15 protein-coding genes are annotated in these 16,485 nt (G+C 73.6%); 7 read left to right on the top strand and 8 right to left on the bottom strand.

All coding sequences use genetic code 11. The annotated features are described in order from the left end of the window. Positions 1 to 31 precede the first annotated feature (31 nt). Positions 32 to 1,294 (top strand): PucR family transcriptional regulator, encoded by a 1,263-nt coding sequence (locus AC5P1B_RS24300; RefSeq protein ID WP_493889649.1) that lies wholly within the window; start codon positions 32 to 34, stop codon positions 1,292 to 1,294. Between the two features lie 130 nt (positions 1,295 to 1,424). On the opposite strand, the gene AC5P1B_RS24305 is transcribed toward AC5P1B_RS24300, so the two are convergent. After that, complete coding sequence (locus AC5P1B_RS24305) at positions 1,425 to 2,648, bottom strand: TerD family protein (RefSeq protein WP_493889769.1); 1,224 nt, start codon at positions 2,646 to 2,648, stop codon at positions 1,425 to 1,427. 222 nt (positions 2,649 to 2,870) lie between these two features. Between AC5P1B_RS24305 and AC5P1B_RS24310 the strand changes: the two genes are divergently transcribed. Continuing rightward, positions 2,871 to 3,293: a pyridoxamine 5'-phosphate oxidase family protein gene (locus AC5P1B_RS24310; protein WP_493889651.1), complete on the top strand. Its 423-nt coding sequence runs from the start codon at positions 2,871 to 2,873 to the stop codon at positions 3,291 to 3,293. On the opposite strand, the gene AC5P1B_RS24315 is transcribed toward AC5P1B_RS24310, so the two are convergent. Continuing rightward, a complete protein-coding gene (locus AC5P1B_RS24315; RefSeq protein WP_493889653.1) occupies positions 3,241 to 4,296 on the bottom strand; it encodes a DMT family transporter in 1,056 nt (351 codons plus the stop codon). The genes AC5P1B_RS24310 and AC5P1B_RS24315 overlap by 53 nt on opposite strands. Before the next feature lie 127 nt (positions 4,297 to 4,423). Between AC5P1B_RS24315 and AC5P1B_RS24320 the strand changes: the two genes are divergently transcribed. Beyond that, complete coding sequence (locus tag AC5P1B_RS24320) at positions 4,424 to 5,080, top strand: TetR/AcrR family transcriptional regulator (protein WP_493889655.1); 657 nt, start codon at positions 4,424 to 4,426, stop codon at positions 5,078 to 5,080. 84 nt (positions 5,081 to 5,164) lie between these two features. Here AC5P1B_RS24320 and AC5P1B_RS24325 read toward each other — a convergent pair whose 3' ends face one another. Then, entirely contained in the window at positions 5,165 to 5,989 is an 825-nt protein-coding gene (locus AC5P1B_RS24325; protein ID WP_493889657.1) for an NAD-dependent epimerase/dehydratase family protein, read from the bottom strand. Between the two features lie 393 nt (positions 5,990 to 6,382). On the opposite strand from AC5P1B_RS24325, the gene AC5P1B_RS24330 reads away from it, so the two are divergent. Beyond that, positions 6,383 to 7,486, top strand: coding sequence for a 5-dehydro-4-deoxyglucarate dehydratase (locus tag AC5P1B_RS24330; RefSeq protein WP_493889658.1), 1,104 nt, complete (start codon positions 6,383 to 6,385; stop codon positions 7,484 to 7,486). Between the two features lie 17 nt (positions 7,487 to 7,503). Continuing rightward, positions 7,504 to 8,769 carry a hypothetical protein gene (locus tag AC5P1B_RS24335; protein ID WP_493889659.1) on the top strand — a complete coding sequence of 422 codons (1,266 nt, stop codon included), beginning with the start codon at positions 7,504 to 7,506 and terminating at the stop codon, positions 8,767 to 8,769. 59 nt (positions 8,770 to 8,828) lie between these two features. Here AC5P1B_RS24335 and AC5P1B_RS24340 read toward each other — a convergent pair whose 3' ends face one another. The 4 genes from AC5P1B_RS24340 to AC5P1B_RS24355 all read right to left on the bottom strand — a co-directional run bounded on the left by AC5P1B_RS24340 (position 8,829) and on the right by AC5P1B_RS24355 (position 12,859). Beyond that, positions 8,829 to 9,584, bottom strand: coding sequence for a response regulator transcription factor (locus tag AC5P1B_RS24340; RefSeq protein WP_493889661.1), 756 nt, complete (start codon positions 9,582 to 9,584; stop codon positions 8,829 to 8,831). After that, the gene (locus AC5P1B_RS24345) at positions 9,584 to 10,870 is read right to left on the bottom strand and encodes a sensor histidine kinase (RefSeq protein ID WP_493889662.1); all 1,287 of its coding nucleotides are present in this window, start codon (positions 10,868 to 10,870) and stop codon (positions 9,584 to 9,586) included. Before AC5P1B_RS24345 ends, AC5P1B_RS24340 begins: the two co-directional genes overlap by 1 nt. 1 nt (position 10,871) lies before the next feature. Next, the gene (locus AC5P1B_RS24350) at positions 10,872 to 11,996 is read right to left on the bottom strand and encodes a hypothetical protein (RefSeq protein WP_493889663.1); all 1,125 of its coding nucleotides are present in this window, start codon (positions 11,994 to 11,996) and stop codon (positions 10,872 to 10,874) included. Between the two features lie 92 nt (positions 11,997 to 12,088). Then, positions 12,089 to 12,859 (bottom strand): IclR family transcriptional regulator, encoded by a 771-nt coding sequence (locus AC5P1B_RS24355; RefSeq protein ID WP_493889665.1) that lies wholly within the window; start codon positions 12,857 to 12,859, stop codon positions 12,089 to 12,091. 124 nt (positions 12,860 to 12,983) lie between these two features. Between AC5P1B_RS24355 and AC5P1B_RS24360 the strand changes: the two genes are divergently transcribed. After that, a complete protein-coding gene (locus AC5P1B_RS24360) occupies positions 12,984 to 14,639 on the top strand; it encodes an aldehyde dehydrogenase (NADP(+)) (RefSeq protein ID WP_493889666.1) in 1,656 nt (551 codons plus the stop codon). Here AC5P1B_RS24360 and AC5P1B_RS24365 read toward each other — a convergent pair. Further along, positions 14,612 to 15,265, bottom strand: a complete 654-nt coding sequence (locus AC5P1B_RS24365) for a class I SAM-dependent methyltransferase (protein ID WP_493889667.1) — start codon at positions 15,263 to 15,265, stop codon at positions 14,612 to 14,614. The genes AC5P1B_RS24360 and AC5P1B_RS24365 overlap by 28 nt on opposite strands. Before the next feature lie 92 nt (positions 15,266 to 15,357). Between AC5P1B_RS24365 and AC5P1B_RS24370 the strand changes: the two genes are divergently transcribed. Further along, positions 15,358 to 16,419 (top strand): aminotransferase class V-fold PLP-dependent enzyme, encoded by a 1,062-nt coding sequence (locus AC5P1B_RS24370; protein WP_493889669.1) that lies wholly within the window; start codon positions 15,358 to 15,360, stop codon positions 16,417 to 16,419. The last annotated feature ends 66 nt before the right edge of the window (positions 16,420 to 16,485 follow it).

The raw sequence follows: 16,485 nt of genomic DNA on the forward strand, positions 1-16,485 counted from the left end.
ATTCCGATTCCGCTGACGCTGGAGACCCCCCATGGCGACTCCCTTGGTGAACAGACATGGCCCCACACCGGGACAGGCCCAGGCCCCCGGCCTGGATCAGGTACGGAGGCAGCTCCGCAGCCATGTCCCGGCCGCCGTGGAGGAGATGACGGACGCGGTGCGTACCCAGCTGCCCACGTACGCCCGTGCCGTCAACCGCACACCCGGCCACTCCGTGCACCGGGTCGTCGACCGTACGGTCAACTGCTTCGTGCGCACCCTCGGTTCGCCCGGCGCCAGGGCCTCCGCCGCCGCCGAGACCACCGCTCTCTACGAGCTGTACGAGAGAATCGGCGCCGATCACGCACGTCTCGGCTGTCCGCTCGACGCGCTGCGCGACGCGCTGGGCCTGGCCGGCCAGGTGGCTTGCCGCCGCCTCATCAAGGACGCCTACCGCTTCCAGTGGCCGGGGACCACCCTGGGAACCCTCACCGAGGCGAGCTTCGCCCTGATCACCGCCGCGACGACAGCGGCCACCCGGGGCTACCTGCGCGAGCGAGGCCGCACCGGAACCCCACTGAAGGAACAACGCGACCGGCTGCGTGACGCCTTGGTGGCCGATCCGCACACCGGGGACCCCGCCAGTGCCGGACCCACAGGGCCGGACGGTCTGACCTCGCTGGCCAAGGCCGCCGAGTGGCAGCTGCCCAGCACCCTCGCCGTGGTGGCACTTCCGTCCGGCACCCGCCCGGCTACGGCCATCCTGCCGCCGGACGTACTCGCCGACCCGGACCCATCGGCCCCGTACGTCATCCTCCCCGGCCCGCACACGCCCGGCGCCCGCCGGAACTCCCCCCTCACGCGGGTCAAAGGCGCGGCTCTGGGCCCGGCCGTCCCCCTGGGCCGCGGCGCGGTGTCGCTGCGCTGGGCACGGCGCGCGGCCGACCTCATCCAGCAGGGCAGACTCCCCGCCGAAGCCCCCCTGCACTGCGTGGAGCACCTCGCCGTCCTGGCCGCCTCGCAGGCGGGCGACCTCCTCGACGCGGCCTCACACACGCTTCTCGGCCCGCTCCTGACCAGCCCGCGCCGCCGCCGCGACCCCCTTCTGGAGACTCTGCAGGCCTATCTGAGCAGCGGCGACAACGCCGTCGTCACCGCCGAGCGCCTCTTCGTCCACGAGCAGACCGTCCGCTACCGCATCCGCCAGATCTCCCAGCTGACCGGCGGCGCCCTCCCCGACCCGGAGACCCGCCTCGAAACCATGCTCGTCCTCGGCTGGCTGCTCTCCCCGTCACCGGACGAGCCGCACGGCTGACGCGGGCCCGCCGCCGGGTACCGGCGTGGCGCTGCCGGCCAGCGGCCGGCAGCGCCACGGTCAGCGCTTTCCTGCGGTGATTCCCTACCGATTCCCCGCGGCGGGGCTCTACCGCGGTTTCCTACGGGGGCTACAGCGCGGCAGAGCCCGGCTTGACCATGCCCCGGACGGTGCGGGAGTCCACGTACTCGCCCATCGCCGTCATCTCCCACTCGCCGGAGAACTGGCGGATGAGCTTGGCCATCATCACGCCTGTGCGCGGCTCGGCCTGGGTGAGGTCGAAGCGGACCAGTTCCTCGCCGGTCCCCGCGTCGAGCAGGCGGCAGTACGCCTTGGCGACGTCGGTGAACTTCTGGCCGGAGAAGGAGTTGACCGTGAAGATCAGCCCGGTCACCTCGGGGGGCAGGCCGCCGAGGTGGACGGTGATCACCTCGTCGTCCCCGCCGCCCTCACCGGTGAGGTTGTCCCCGGAGTGCTGGATGGTGCCGTTCAGGATGGCGAGCTTGCCGAAGAAGCAGTTGTCGATCTTCTTGCGGTTCGCGCCGTACGCGATGACGGACGCGTCCAGGTCGATGTCCTTGCTGCGGAAGGCGGGCTCCCAGCCGAGACCCATCTTCACGGAGGTCAGCAGCGGCTTGCCGCCCTTGACGAGGGACACCGTCTGGTTCTTCTGGAGGCTGACGCGGCCCTTGTCCAGGTTGATCTTCCCTGTGCCCACCGCGCCCGCCGGAGGCGGCGGGGGCACGGCGGCGGTCGAGGCGGCGGCGGGTGGGGCGTGCGTCGGGGGCGCCGGAGGGGCGGGCGGAGCCGGGGGCGCGGCGACCGGGGCCGGGGGAGTGGGCTGCGGCGCGGGCGCCGCGGGCTCCTCCACGCTGACGCCGAAGTCGGTGGCGATGCCCGCCAGTCCGTTGGAGTAGCCCTGGCCGACCGCGCGGCACTTCCAGGCCCCGGCGCGCCGGTACACCTCGACGATGACCAGCGCGGTCTCCGAGCCGAGCTGCGGCGGGGTGAACGTGGCGATGACGGCGCCGTCATCGGCGCCGCGCACCGTGGCGGTGGGCTCGGTCCCGGCGAAGGTCGCGCCCTGCGCGTCCAGGCTGGCCGTCACCACGATCTTCTCGATGTCGGCGGGCACGGCGCCGGTGTCCACGGTGATGGAGTCGCCTACGCCGCCCGCGGCGGCCCGGTGGCTCACGCCGGGCCCGGTGGGCTGGTTGTAGAAGACGAAGTCGTCGTCGGAGCGCACCTTGCCGTTGGCGGTGAGCAGCAGGCCCGATACGTCGAGCCGCACCGGAGCGGTGACGTCCACCGTCACGCGAGGGACGGAGAGAGGGAGATTCGAGCCGGGTGTCATAGCGGTCATGCCCCAGGTAACGACCGGGCTTGCTTTGCGGTTCCTTGACCCGCGACCTGGGGCGAAACCTCGTTCGGGCCGCTTCCGGAAGAACGGAGCCGATGCCTCCCCCCGATGTGCGGTGTCCGGATCGGGGCGTCGGCCGCCGCACGGCGGAATAACGCCGCGCGGCCGCCGCGATGAAGGAGACGTCCCGTACGCCGTGAACGCGAGGAGAACCGGATGCCCCTGTCGCCCGACGAGCGTGAGAGCTTTCTGGCCGAGCCGCATGTCGCGGCCCTCGCGGTGGCGGCCGAGGACGGCCGGGCCCCGTTGAACGTGCCGATCTGGTACGCCTACGAACGGGGCGGCGACGTGCTCGTGATGACCGAACGAGGCTCCCGTAAGGCCCAGCTGATAACGGCGGCGGGCCGGTTCTCGCTGCTGGTCCAGCGGACCGACCCCACGTACCGCTACGTCACCGTGGAGGGCCCGGTCGTCTCCGCGGACGCGGGCACGAGGGAGGAGCTGTGGGACCTTTCGGCCCGCTACCTGCCCGCCGAGCGTGTCGCGGAATACGTGGAGCAGTTGCTCGCCCAGGCGAAGGACGTCGTCACGTTCCGGCTCCGCCCCGAGCGCTGGCTTTCCGCGGAACTCGGCTCGTAGCGGCCGCGGGGGCGCACCCGGCCGCGTGCGGCCGGGCGGCCGTTCCGGCGGGGGCCGGTTCGATGGCGGCCGTTCCGGCGGCGGCTGGTTCGGACGGCGCGGAGCCCTGGGTGCCGGTGGCCGTGGTGCCGGTGGCTCCCACGGTCGCCGCGGCGACCCCTGCCACGCAGACGGCCATGCCGAGCAGCGCCATCGCCCCGAGCGCGTCACCGAACATCATGTAAGCCCAGACCGCCGTCGTGGGTGGCGTGAGGTAGATGAGAGCGCTGGTGCGGGTGACACCGTCGCGGCGCAGGCTGAGCCAGTAAAAGCCGTAACCGCCGAGGGTGGAGAGCAGCACGACCCAGCCGACGGCGGACCAGAAGGCGGGCCCGGCGGGCGGTGCCGCGTGCCCGGCCGCCCCGGCGACGGCGGAGAACAGCAGCGCGCTCGTCAGGCAGTGCACCGGCAGCGCGTCGGCGGGCGGGAGCGGCGCCCTCGCCCGGCGTTCGAGGAAGCTGGCGGCGAGCAGCGTGGCCATCCCGGCGAACGGCAGTGCGTAGGCCCAGGGCGGAGCCGTCGCGCCGGACAGATCGTCCCGTACGACCAGGGCCACCCCGGCGAGGCCGACGCCGAGCCCCGCCCACTGGCGGCGGCCGACGTGCTCGCCGAGCAGCGGCCCGGCCAGCGCCCCGGCGGCCAGCGGCTGGAGCGCGGCGATCAGCGCTGAGGTGCCCGAGGGCACGCCGAGGCCCACCGCCCATACGGTGGCGCCGAGGTAGCCGCCCTGCGACAGGGCGCCGATCACGGACTGCTCGGCCACCGCGCGCGCTGACAGCCGCCTGCGGCGCAGGAGCAGCCAGGCACCGCCGAGCAGGGCGGTGGCGGCGATGAACCGCCACATCAGCAGCGTGTCGGCGGTCGCTTGCCGCGTCCCGAGTTCGGCCCCGATGAAGCCCGAACTCCACATCACCACCAGACCGGCCGCCAGACCGGCCGAGGTGGCCGTGCTGGAAAGGGGCATGGGAGATCTCCTGTCGGTCGGTCGGTCGGTCGCGGAACCGAGTAAACCGATCGGTTTACTCTGTCTCCCACTACACTAGACAGATCGGTATACCGTCAAGGGATACGGTGGAGCGGAGGCGGTCAGGATGGAGCCCGGGACCACGGGTGCGACGGTCGGTGGAGCGCTCACCCCCGGCGCGCGCCGGGTGCTCGACGCGGCGGCCGAGTTGTTCTACGGGCGCGGCATCCACGCGGTCGGTGTGGACCTCATCGCCAAGCGGGCGGGCGTCACCAAGAAGACGCTGTACGACCGCTTCGGCTCCAAGGAGACGCTGGTCGCCGCGTATCTACGGGAACGGGACGAGCGCTGGCGCCGGTGGCTCACCGAGCAGGTCGACGCGGCGGCGAGCGGGAGCGGCGCGGAAGGGGCGCGTGGCGCGGCCCCCGGGGGTGCGGCGGAGGCCGTGACCCGGCTGCTCGCCACCTTCGACGCCCTCGGTGTGTGGATGCGCCGGGAGAACCCGCGCGGCTGCGGATTTGTGAACGCCGCCGCCGAACTGCCCGACGCCGGGCACCCGGGCCGCCAGGTGATCGCCGCCCAGAAGCGGTGGCTGCACGACTTCCTGCGGGAACTGTGCCGCGCGACCCCGGCTGCGGACCCCGACAGCCTCGCCGACGAACTGGTGCTGCTGCACGAGGGCGCGATGGTGCTGAGCGGGCTCGGAGCGGTCAGCGATCCGGCGGGGCTCGCGCGCGGCCTCGCCGTACGGGCGCTGGCGGACCGTGGCGCGACGCGCCTGTAACCGGGCCCGGTCAGGGGGCCGGTGCGGCGGACGGATGTCAGCCCGTGTCGTGCTCCCGCTGGTCGGGGTAGCAGGCGGCGGCGTTCAGTGCGGCCACTGCGGGGGACTGGTGCAGAAGTGCCCGCCGAGGTGGGCGTGGTCCGGGCGCGACGGGTCGAGTTCGCCTTGTTCGGCGATGAGCGCGGCCGCGTACGGCTCGGAGTCGTCCTGCGGCTCGTAGCCGAGCTCGCGGGCACTGGACAGGTCCCACCACAGACGGGTGTTGGCCGAACTGCCGTAGCAGACGGTGTGGCCCACGCCCTCGGCGGTGAGCGCGGCGTGCAGCAGCCGGGCGGCGTCGGCCGGGCTCAGCCACAGCGAGAGCATGCGCACCGACGTCGGCTCGGGGAAGCACGAGCCGACGCGCACCGAGACCGTCTCGATGCCGTGCAGATCCCAGTAGAGCTGGGCCAGGTCCTCGCCGAACGACTTGGACAGACCGTAGAAGGTGTCGGGCCTGTGGGGCGTGTCGACGGGGATCAGCCGCCCGGCGCCGGGGGAGGCGGGCCCGGCGGGGAGCGGGGTGAACCCCACGGCGTGGTTGCTGGAGGCGAAGACGACGCGGGGGACGCCCGCCTCGCGTACCGCGTCGTAGAGGTTGTACGTGCCCTCGATGTTGGCGCGCAGGATCTTCTCGAACGAGGACTCCAGTGAGATGCCCGCGAGGTGGATGACCGCGTCCACGCCCCGTACCGCCGCCCGGAGCGCGGCACGGTCGGCGAGGTCGGCGGTGATGGCGCCGGGTTCACCCGGGACGGGTGTGCGGTCGAGCAGCCGCAGCCGGTAGCCGTACTCCGGCAGGAGCCCGCGCATCAGCGTGCCGAGGCCGCCTGCCGCGCCGGTGAGCAAGGCGGTGCGGGGTCCGGGCATGAGCGGGTCTCCTCAACTGCCGGCGCGGTGCCTCGTGCGCGCGGAGCCTCATCGGCAGAGCCTCCTCCGCGCAAGTCCGCTCCACGCAAGTCCCATACGTACCGTGCGTTCATATGCTTGGACAACGTAGAGAGGTCGCGCACCGCCCGTCAAGGACCCGCTTGCACGGTGTCGAGGGGCGGTCGCCTGGGACGGGGTGCCGTTCGGGCGGTGCGGGTGAAGCTGTCGGTGTGTTCCCGTTGTTCTCCCGTCGCGTCCGATCCCGTTTCGCCGCCCGAGGGGGCGGGTTTCGGCCTTGACCGGCCCGAAGGTCTGCCATAGCGTGGCGAGTTCAGAGATATGGACGCTAATCATAGGCGTGCATGCCCGATGGTTCGCACCCAGGGAGAGCCGATGACGTCAGCCGCACGCCCCCCGCATCTCCGGCAGGGTGCCTCCGACGCTCACGGGCGGCAGCACGCCGACTACTCGCGGCGGGGCGGACCGCGGTGTCTCGACGGGCTGTTGTTCTTCCCCGTGACCGCGTTCGGGGCCGACGGCTCACTCAGCCTCGACGTGTTCCGCGCCCACGTGCGGCGCGGCATCGAGGCCGGTGCGGGCGCGGTCTTCGTCTGCTGCGGGACCGGCGAGTACCACGCGCTCACGCTCGACGAGTACCGCGTGTGCGTACGGGCCGCCGTAGCCGAGGCGGACGGGCGGCTGCCCGTCGTCGCGGGCACGGGCTACGGCACGGCGCTCGCCGCGCAGTTCGCCCAGGTCGCGGAGGAATCGGGGGCGGACGGGCTGCTCGCCATGCCGCCCTACCTCGTCGTGCCCGGCCAGGAGGGTCTGCTGCGGCACTACGCCACACTCGCCGCCTCCACCGGCCTCGACATCATCGTCTACCAGCGCGACAACGCCGTGTTCGAGCCGAAGACGGTCGTCGCGCTCGCGGAACTCCCCGGGATCGTCGGCCTCAAGGACGGCCACGGCGACCTCGACCTGATGCAGCGCATCGTCAGCGCCGTCCGCGCCGCACTGCCCGGCCAGGACTTCCGCTACTTCAACGGCCTGCCCACCGCCGAGCTGACCGGCCTCGCCTACCGGGCCATCGGGGTCGAGCTCTACTCCTCAGCGGTGTTCTGCTTCGCGCCCGAGATCGCCCTCGCCTTCCACCGGGCCCTCACCACCGGCGACGACGCCCAGGCGCACCGGCTGCTCGACGGCTTCTACGGGCCGCTGGTGGAGCTGCGCAACCAGGGGCGCGGTTACGCGGTGTCGCTGGTCAAGGCGGGCGTGCGGCTGCGTGGCCTGGACGTCGGAGAGGTCCGCCCGCCGCTGTCGGAACCGAGCCCGGCGCACGTCAGGGAACTGGCCGGGCTGATCGAGCACGGCATGTCACTGATCGCGCCCGCGTGCCCAGGAGGCGCTGCCGGTGACGCCGCGGGCGCGAGCACCGGCGGAACCGGCCACCATGCCGCGCACGGTGGCGGCACCACCCCGGCCCACACCGACTGAACGCCCAGGGAGCCCCGTTGCGCGCCTCCGCCTTCCTCTACCCCTGGGACGTCATAGGCGACCCCGACGCCCCGCACCGCCTCGCCGACCTCGGCATCCAGCAGGTCACTCTCGCCTCCGCCTACCACTCCACTCGCGCCCTCACCCCCCGCCACCCGCGCCACAAGGTCATCACCGCCCGGCACGCCGCCGTCTACTACCCGGCGGACCCACGGCGCTGGGCCGGAAGCCCGCTGCGCCCGTACGCGCCCACTGCCGACGGACCACCCTGGGTCGCCGGTGCCGACCCGTTCGGGGAGGCGGCCACCGCGCTCCGGGGCGCCGGGCTCGCCGTGCACTCCTGGGTCGTCCTCGCCCACAACTCCCGCCTGGGCGCCGAACACCCCGCCACGTCGGTGACCAACGCCTACGGCGACCGCTACCCCTGGGCGCCGTGCGTCGCCCGCCCGGAAGTACGCGCGTACCTGACCACCCTCGCCGCCGAGGCCGCGGCCAGGCCGGGCGCGGGCGGCACGGAACTGGAGTCGTGCGGCTGGTACGGCCTCGCCCACCCGCACGCGCATGACAAGACCGGCGGGGTGCCGCTCGACGAGACCGCCCAGCTGCTGATGTCGCTGTGCTTCTGCTCCGCGTGCCGCGCGGGCTACGCCGGACTCGGCGCCGATCCCCAGGCGCTGCGGGCGGCGGTCATCGCGGCGCTGCGCCCCGGGTGGGGCGAGCCCCCGCCCGAGGGGGAGGACCGCGCCGCGATGGAGCCCCTGTGGCCGGGGACGGCCGTGGCAGGCGCCGGTGCGGAGTGGGCCGAGGTGGAGCGGGCGCTCGGCCACGACCTGACGGCCGTGGTCGCCGCTTGGCGCGAGCGGACGGCTGACGCCCTGCAGCGCGATGCCGTCGCTGCGGTACGCGCCGAGACGGGGCCCGGCTTCCGCGTCCTGCTGCACGCCGACCCCGTGCCGCACCGCTGTGGCGCGAACGCCGGAGTGCGGGCTTCCGGCGTCCTGCGGCACGCGGACGGGGTGGTGCTGCCCTGCGGTGGCGGACCGGCCGCCCGCGCAGCCGTCCTCGCGCCCTTCGCGGGCGCAGGCGCGGACGGGGGCACGGGCGTGACCATCGCCGCCAACCTCCCCGTCATCTCCGGCATGGGCGGCAGCCCGGCGACGCTCGCCGCCGACGCGGCGCACGCGGCCGGTCTCGGGGCCACGGAACTGCGGCTCTACCACGCCGGCCTCGCCTCGGACGGTGACTTGTCGGCCGTACGCGAGGCGCTTGCGGCGCTGCCGTAAACCGGGTTCGGGGGCCCGGCCCCGAACCCGGCCCCGGTGTCCGGGCCGGTGCGAACGCGTCAGCGCGGGGTGACGAAGCCCGACTCGTACGCCTTGATCACCGCCTGCGTGCGGTCCCTGACACCGAGCTTGGCCAGCACCGTCGCCACATGCGTCTTGACCGTGGACGTGCCGACGACGAGCCGCGCGGCGATCTCCGCGTTGGACATCCCGGCCGTCATCAGCCGCAGCACCTCCGCCTCCCGGTCGGACAGCCGGTCCTGGAGCGCCCGCGCCGTGGTCCGTTCGGTGCGGTCGCCCGCGTGCTCGGCGGCCAGTGCGCGCACCGCCGCGGGGAAGAGCAGCGAGTCGCTCGCCGCGACCATCCGTACGGCGTTGACCAGTTCGTCGGCTCCCGCCCGCTTCAGCAGGAAGCCGCTGGCGCCCGCGCGCAGCGCGTCGTACACGTAGCTGTCGTTCTCGAAGGTCGTGACGACGACGACTCGCGGTGGCGACGGCACGGTGTGCAGGATCTGCTCGGTGGCGCGGATGCCGTCGAGTTCGGGCATCCGGACGTCCATCAGCACGACGTCCGGACGCAGCTCGCGCACCAGCGCCACCACCTCGGTGCCCGTGCTCGCCTCGCCGACGACGATCATGCCCGGTTCGCTGTCGATGATCGCGCGCAGTGCCGTACGCACCAGCCGCTCGTCGTCCGCGAGCACGATCCGCAGCGTCTCCGGGTCCGGCGCCGTCGGTGCGGGCACGGCGGCCGGTGCCGGGTGCCCCGCCGTCTCCTCCGAGGGCGCGGGGCCGCCGGGTGCGGTGCCGGACATCACATGCCTCCCAGCGGGAGGCGTACGACCAGCCGCCATACGCCGTCGTCCGCGCCCGCGTCGCAGCTGCCGCGCAGCAGGGCCACCCGCTCCGCTATGCCGTGCAGCCCGCGGCCACCACCGGGTGGTCGTCGTCGCTCTCCTGTCACCGGGTTCTCCATCCGGACCTCCAACTGTGTTGTGTCGATGGTGACGCGCAGCCGCACCGGCACCTCTCCCGCGTGCCGCAGCGCGTTGCTGAGCCCTTCCTGGACGATCCGGTACGCCTCACGCGAGACGACGGCGGGCAGCCGGTCCACGGCGCCCGACGTGGTCAGTTCGACGGTGCTGCCTGCCGCCCGGGTGCGGTCGAGCAGTGTGGGCAGCTCGGTGAGGGTGGGCGCGGGGGCGGTGGCCACCTGGCCCTCGCCGTGCCGCGCGGCCGGCTCCTCGCGCAGTAGGCCGAGCACGCTGTCGAGTTCGCTGACCGCGTCGCGCGTGGTGTCCTCGATCGCGGCCAGCGCGCGCCGGGCGAACTCCGGGTCCCGGTCGAGGACCCGCCGGGCGGCGCTCGCCTGCAACGTCACCGCGCTCAGCGCGTGGCCGACGGAGTCGTGCAGCTCCCTGGCCAGCCGGTTGCGGACGGCCAGCGCGGTAGCCCGCCGCTCGGCGGCGGCGAGCTGGTCGGCGGGCGTCGGGCCGAGGAGGAAGGGGGCGCAGCGCGCGAGCAGCGAACCCGCCGCCGTGATGACCCCGATGAGCGCGGCGAGCATCGCCAGACCGGCTGCCGGGGCGACCACGGCGGTGTGCTCGAAGGGGCTCACCCAGGCCAGGTCATCGGCGCGTTCCGAGTCGGTGAAAGGCAGCGCCACAAGCAGCAGGGCGGCCGGGGTGACGGCCAGTATCAGACCGCTGAGCAGGCCGCCGACCCCCAGATGCAGCACGAACCAGAGGCTGGTGCGGCTGCGCGCGTCCCAGGAGTCAGCGGGCCGCTCGGCGAGCTGGGCGTCCGGGACACCGCACAGCCACCGCACCGCACTGGCCTCCAGGGTGCGCACCAGGGGGAGCAGCGCGGCGACCGCGGCGGGCGGCAGGGCCACCACGTAGATGATCAACTGCCAGCTGAGCGAGGTGAAGAGATCGGCGTGGGGAAAGAGCACCACCATCACCACGGAACACAGCAGATAGAACGGCATGAGCAGCGCGCCGCCGAGGACGAGATGCACCCAGCGCAGCCGGGCGCGCCGCCCGAGAGCCGCCTCGACGAGCCGCCGGGCGGCCGCGCCGACCGCTGCTGGAGCGGGCACCTCAGTCGCCCGCCGTCGCGCCGCCGCCTGCGACGGAGGTGAGGGTGGCGGAACCGAGCGGGGTGCCGGGGTCGGCGTCCCGGACATCACTGACCAGGGCGTCGTTGTGCCGCGCGGCGTGGTCGGCCAGGAAGGACGCGCCCGCCGTGGCGATCAGTATCCCCGCGATCATCTGCACAGAGTAGGTCAGCGTCATCAGCGTGGTGGCCCCGTCGTCGCCTTCCATGCCGCCCAGCGAAGTGAACAGCAGCCAGCCGCCCCAGCAGGCGAGTACACCCGAGCCCACCCCGGTCAGTACGAGCGGTGTGCGCAGTCGCACGCCGGAGCCGAGACGGAAGGTGAGCATGAGAATCCCGGTCGCTGCGGCGAGCGCGTACAGCGGGTAGAGGGCCTCCACCACGGAGAAGTCGGAGGTGCGTCGCTCGGCCATCGCCGGGCTGAGTCCGGTGCTCGAACCCGTCGCCCACAGCAGGTGCGTGGCGATCGGGAAGAGCAGGAGCAGGCTGGAGACGACGGCGGTGACGCGGAGCGCCGGGCTGGCGGAGCCGGTGCGCAGGTCGCCGACGCTCCCTCGCCACAGGTGGCCCCAGCGGTCACGGGCGTACAGCACGAACAGCGCGCCCAGAGCCAGCCCCTGGACGATGAAGCCGCCGTAGACGACGCCGAACACCCAGTCGGCGAGGCGGCCGTCCTCCTTCGAAGCCGAGTCCCCGCCGCCGCCCAGCGCCCGGGCGACCAGCTGCGCGGGGAAGCCGGTCATGATGGGCGCGATCAGCCCGGTGGCGCACCACATGGGGAGAGCGAGCAGCCAGGCCGGTGTCCGCTTGCCCCAGGGGCGGCTGAGCAGCAGGGCGATCCCGATGGCCGCCGCGTCCATCAGGACGGTGAGGGCGTTGACCGCCCGCATCAGCGTGGCCTTGTCGGGGTCGAGCAGCGTGCTGCCGTCGGGGATGCCGAGATGGCTGCCGAAAATCCAGGCGATCTTCAGGGAGAGGTAGGGCACGCAGGCCAGGATCGCGATCACACAGAGCGTCCGCCGCACGGTCGCGGCGCGGCCAGGCGTTGCGGTCTCCCGTGAGGCGGGTGGCTGGGCCTGGGGACCGGTGCGGGTGAGCGGGTTCGTCATGTGACCAGACTTTCCTGCGCCCGGCCGCCCGCGCGTCGCCCTGTACGGCGATCCGCCTCCGCCATGTGGCGGAGGCGGTCATCAGCCCCGCGTCAGAGGCGGCGCGTAGCGAGAATCAGCCGGTCACGGGCGTCGAACAGGGCGTCCTTGATCATCTGCTCATGGGCCGGGGTCAGCCTGGCCACCGGCACCGAGCAGCTGATCGCGTCGCGCGCGGGCGTGCGGTAGGGGATCGCGACGCCGAAGCACCGCAGTCCCAGGGTGTTCTCCTCGCGGTCCACGGCATAGCCTTGTTCGCGGACCAGCCGCAGCTCGTCGATGAGCTTCTCGCGGTCGGTGATGGTGTGTTCGGTGAGCTGGCCGAGAGTGTCCGGCAGCAGCTTGCGGACCTGCTCGTCGGAGTAGGTGGCGAGCAGTGCCTTGCCGAGCGAGGTGGAGTGCGCGGGGAGACGGCGGCCCACCCGGGTGAAGGGTCGGAGGTAGTGCTGGGACTGGCGGGTGGCGAGATACACGACGTTGGTGCCGTCGAGCCTGGCCAGGTGGATGGTCTCGGTGGTGTCGTCGGAGAGCCGGTCCAGCGTCGGCCGCGCGGCGGCCACGACCTCGTCGCCGTCGATGTACGAGGTGCCCACCAGCAGGGCGCGCACCCCGATGCCGTACCGGGTGCCCGTCGCGTCCGTCTCGACCCAGCCCAGCTCCACCAGCGTGCGCAGCAGCATGTAGAGGCTCGACTTGGGGTAGCCGACGGCCTCCTGTACGGCCGAGAGGCTGTGCATGCCGGGGCGGCCCGCGAAGAATTCCAGCAGTTCCACGGTGCGGACCGCGGACTTGACCTGTGCGCCACCTGCGTCGGCCGCTGACATACGCCCCTTGACCCCTCTGATCGACCACCCATAGAGTCCCAGCGTATTCACCATCAGGGACGGCGTTCAGCATATCGAACAACACCCGGTGTGCGGTGCGCAAGGACTCAGGAGGAACCGGCCCGTGCCAGCACCAGTGTGGAGCGTTGACCCCCGGACCGGGAAGCAGCGGGAGCAGGTCGCCACCGAAGCCACCGGCGAAGAGGTGGACCGGGCCGTACGTGCCGCGCACGCCGCCCGCCCCGCGCTCGCCGACCGTGCCGCCCGGACCGCGTTCCTGCGCACCGCCGCCACGCTCCTCGAAGAGGCGGGCGAACAGGTCGTCGAGGCGGCCGACGCGGAAACCGCCCTCGGCCCAGGGCGCCTCACCGGCGAACTCGCGCGCACCGCCTACCAGCTGCGCGCCTTCGCCGACCTCGTGGACGAGGGCGACTACCTCGGCATCCTCATCGACCACGCCGACCCCGGCCTCACCCCGCCCCGCCCCGACCTGCGGCGGTACAAACTGCCGCTCGGCGTCGCCGCCGTCTACAGCGCCAGCAACTTCCCGCTGGCCTTCTCCGTGCCCGGCGGAGACACCGCGAGCGCGCTCGCCGCGGGCTGCCCCGTCGTCGTCAAGGCGCACCCCGACCACCCGGCCACCTCGGAACTGTGCGCCGCCCTGCTGCGCCGCGCCGCCGAGCGCAGCGGTCTGCCGCCCGGCGTCATCGGCCTGGTGCACGGCTTCGACGCCGGGGTCGCGCTGATCAACCACCCGCTGGTCGCCGCCGCCGGATTCACCGGCTCCGTCAGGGGCGGCCGCGCGCTGTTCGACGCCGCCGCGGCCCGCCCCCGGCCCATCCCCTTCTACGGCGAACTGGGCAGCCTCAACCCCGTCGTCATCACCGAGGCCGCGGCCGCCGAACGCGCCGAGAGCATCGGCAGGGGACTCGCCGGAGCCATGACGCTCGGCGTCGGCCAGTTCTGCGTCAAGCCCGGCCTCGTCCTCGCCCCCGCGACCGAAGCGGGCGACCGGCTGCTGGCCTCCGTCGTGGAATACGTCAGCGACACCGAGCCGGGCGTGCTGCTCGACGCCCGGATACGGGACGCGTTCGTCGCGGGCGTACGCGCGCGCACCGCACTGCCCGACGTGGGGAGCCCGGTCACGGCGGGCCCCAGCGGCGGCTTGGCGAGCGAGAACGCCACGGGGCCCAGCGGCAGCACGGTCAGCGCCGGATTCCTCACCGTGCCCGCCGCGCGGCTCGCCGCCGAAGGCCCGTACGACCTGCTCCTTGAGGAATGCTTCGGCCCGGTCACCGTCATCGCGCGCTACAACGACGAGGACGAGATCGGCGCGGTGCTCCAGCGGCTGCCCGGCAACCTCACCGCCACCGTGCAGCTCAGCTCCGGCGAATGCTCGGGCGAGGGCACGGGCCAAGGCCCGGGCGAAGGCTCCGGCGAAGGCGCGGAGAGGGCGCCAGGCACCGGTGCCCAGGACGGCGCGCCCGGACGCGGCGCACGGCTGCTCGACCAGCTCACCCCGCTCGCCGGGCGGCTGGTCGTCAACGGCTGGCCGACCGGGGTGGCCGTCGCCCCCGCCCAGCACCACGGCGGCCCCTACCCGGCCACCACGTCCACCACGACCTCAGTCGGCGGCACCGCCATCGAACGCTGGCTCCGCCCGGTCGTCTACCAGGACACCCCGCCCGCGCTGCTCCCTCCCGAGCTGCGCGAGGAGAACCCCCTCGGCCTGCCGAGGCGCGTCGACGGACGTCAGGAGACGCGCCGCACGACCAGCTGAAGCCGCAGATCGACGTGGCCGTCGAGGGTGGGGACCGGGTCCCGCTTCTCCTCGGCCACCTCGAAGCCGTGCCCGGCGGCCAGGGCGTGGAAGCGCTCCAGCGGCTGGTGCCGGAAGACACCCCCGTCCTCGGTGGTGAAGACGCCGTAGGTGCCCGTCGCCGCCTTCTGCGCGCGGTAGCGGCGCAGGCTCCGTTCGTCCGTCTGGAGCGGTACGTCGCTGATGTACAGCACACCACCGGGCCGGATCAGCCGGGACAGCTCCGCCATCACCGCGTCCTGGGCGGCCGCGTCCGGGGCGGAGGTCAGCACGGCGAACAGCAGCGCCGCGTCGAAGGACCCGGCGGCGAAGGGCAGCGGCGGTCGCCTGAAGTGCGTGATCCGCAGCCCCGGGAACGCGCGCCGCCCGCGCGCGACGAGCGCCGCGGAGGGCTCCACGCCGCGCACATCGCGGTAGCCGCGCTCGGTGAGCCGCGCGAGCAGCCGCCCGTATCCGCAGCCGTAATCGAGCACCCGGTCAGCCGGCCCCACATGACGGGCGAGCACCTCGTCGTCCAGCGGATGGGTGAAGGCGTGGGCGGCGCCCGCCGCCTCCCAGTACCGCCGCGCGGCGTCGGAATGCGTCATGGGCGCAGGCTACCCAGCACACCCCGTCCGGCATGCGGGAACGGCGCGGCGCCCCATGGACGAGGCCGTGCCCGCCACGCATAGTGAGAGCCATGGACAGCCTGACGACAGATCAGCGGGTACGCGAGCAGTTCTCGCAGGAGACCACCTACCTCAACACCGCCTCCGCCGGTGTCCTGCCCCGGTGCGCGGCGGACGCCGTACGGGAGGCCGTCGCGGAAACCGCCGCCGGACGGCCGTATCTCCGTCAGGATTTCGAAACGGTCGAGGAGTCCCGGGCCGCGTACGCCCGGATCGTCGGCGTCCCGGTCGAGCGGGTCGCGACGGGCGCCTCGGTCGCCGTGCACTCCGGGCTGCTGGCGGCGGCGCTGCCGTCGGGGGCCGAAGTCGTGATCGCCGACGGCGACTTCAGCTCGCTGGTCAATCCCTTCGCCATGCGCGCCGACCTCAAGCTGCGGAGCGTCCCGCTCACCGACGTCGCCGAAGCGGTGCGGCCCGGCACCGCGCTCGTCGCGGTCAGCGCCGTCCAGTCGGCGGACGGCCGGATCGCCGACCTCGAAGCGATCAGGGACGCCGCCCGCGCGCACGGCGCCCGTACGCTCATCGACGTCAGCCAGGCGGCGGGCTGGCTGCCGCTGCGCGCCGACGACTACGACTTCCTGGTGTGCGTGGGCTACAAGTGGCTGATGACGCCGCGCGGCACCGCCTTCCTCGTCATGCCCGAGGACCGGTCGGCCATCACGCCGGTCTTCGCGGGCTGGGTCGCCGGGGAGAAGCCCTGGGACTCCTGCTACGGACCGGTCGCCGAACTCGCCCGGTCGGCCAGGCGCTTCGACGAGAGCCCCAGCCTGCTGGCGTACAACGCCGCCCGGCACTCGCTCGCGCTGATCGAGCAGCTCGGCCCGGCGGCGATCGGCGCCCACAACGCCGCCCTCGCCGACCGCTTCCGCACCGGCCTCGCCGCCCTCGGCCACCCGGCCATCCCCGCGGCGGGCTCAGCGATCGTCGCCGTGCCCGGTCTCGGGCACGCCGCCGGACGGCTGGCCGAGGCCGATGTGCTGCTCTCCGACCGCGCCGGCAACCTGCGGGCCTCGTTCCATCTGTACAACACGGAGGCGGACGTGGACCGCGCGCTGGAGGCGCTGTCCGGCTGACGCCCCCGCCGGGCTCCGGCGGGCACGCCGAGGGGGCGGCCCCGCAGGGACCGCCCCCATCCGGCA

The sequence above is a fragment of the Streptomyces sp. A01 genome, from assembly GCF_059026195.1.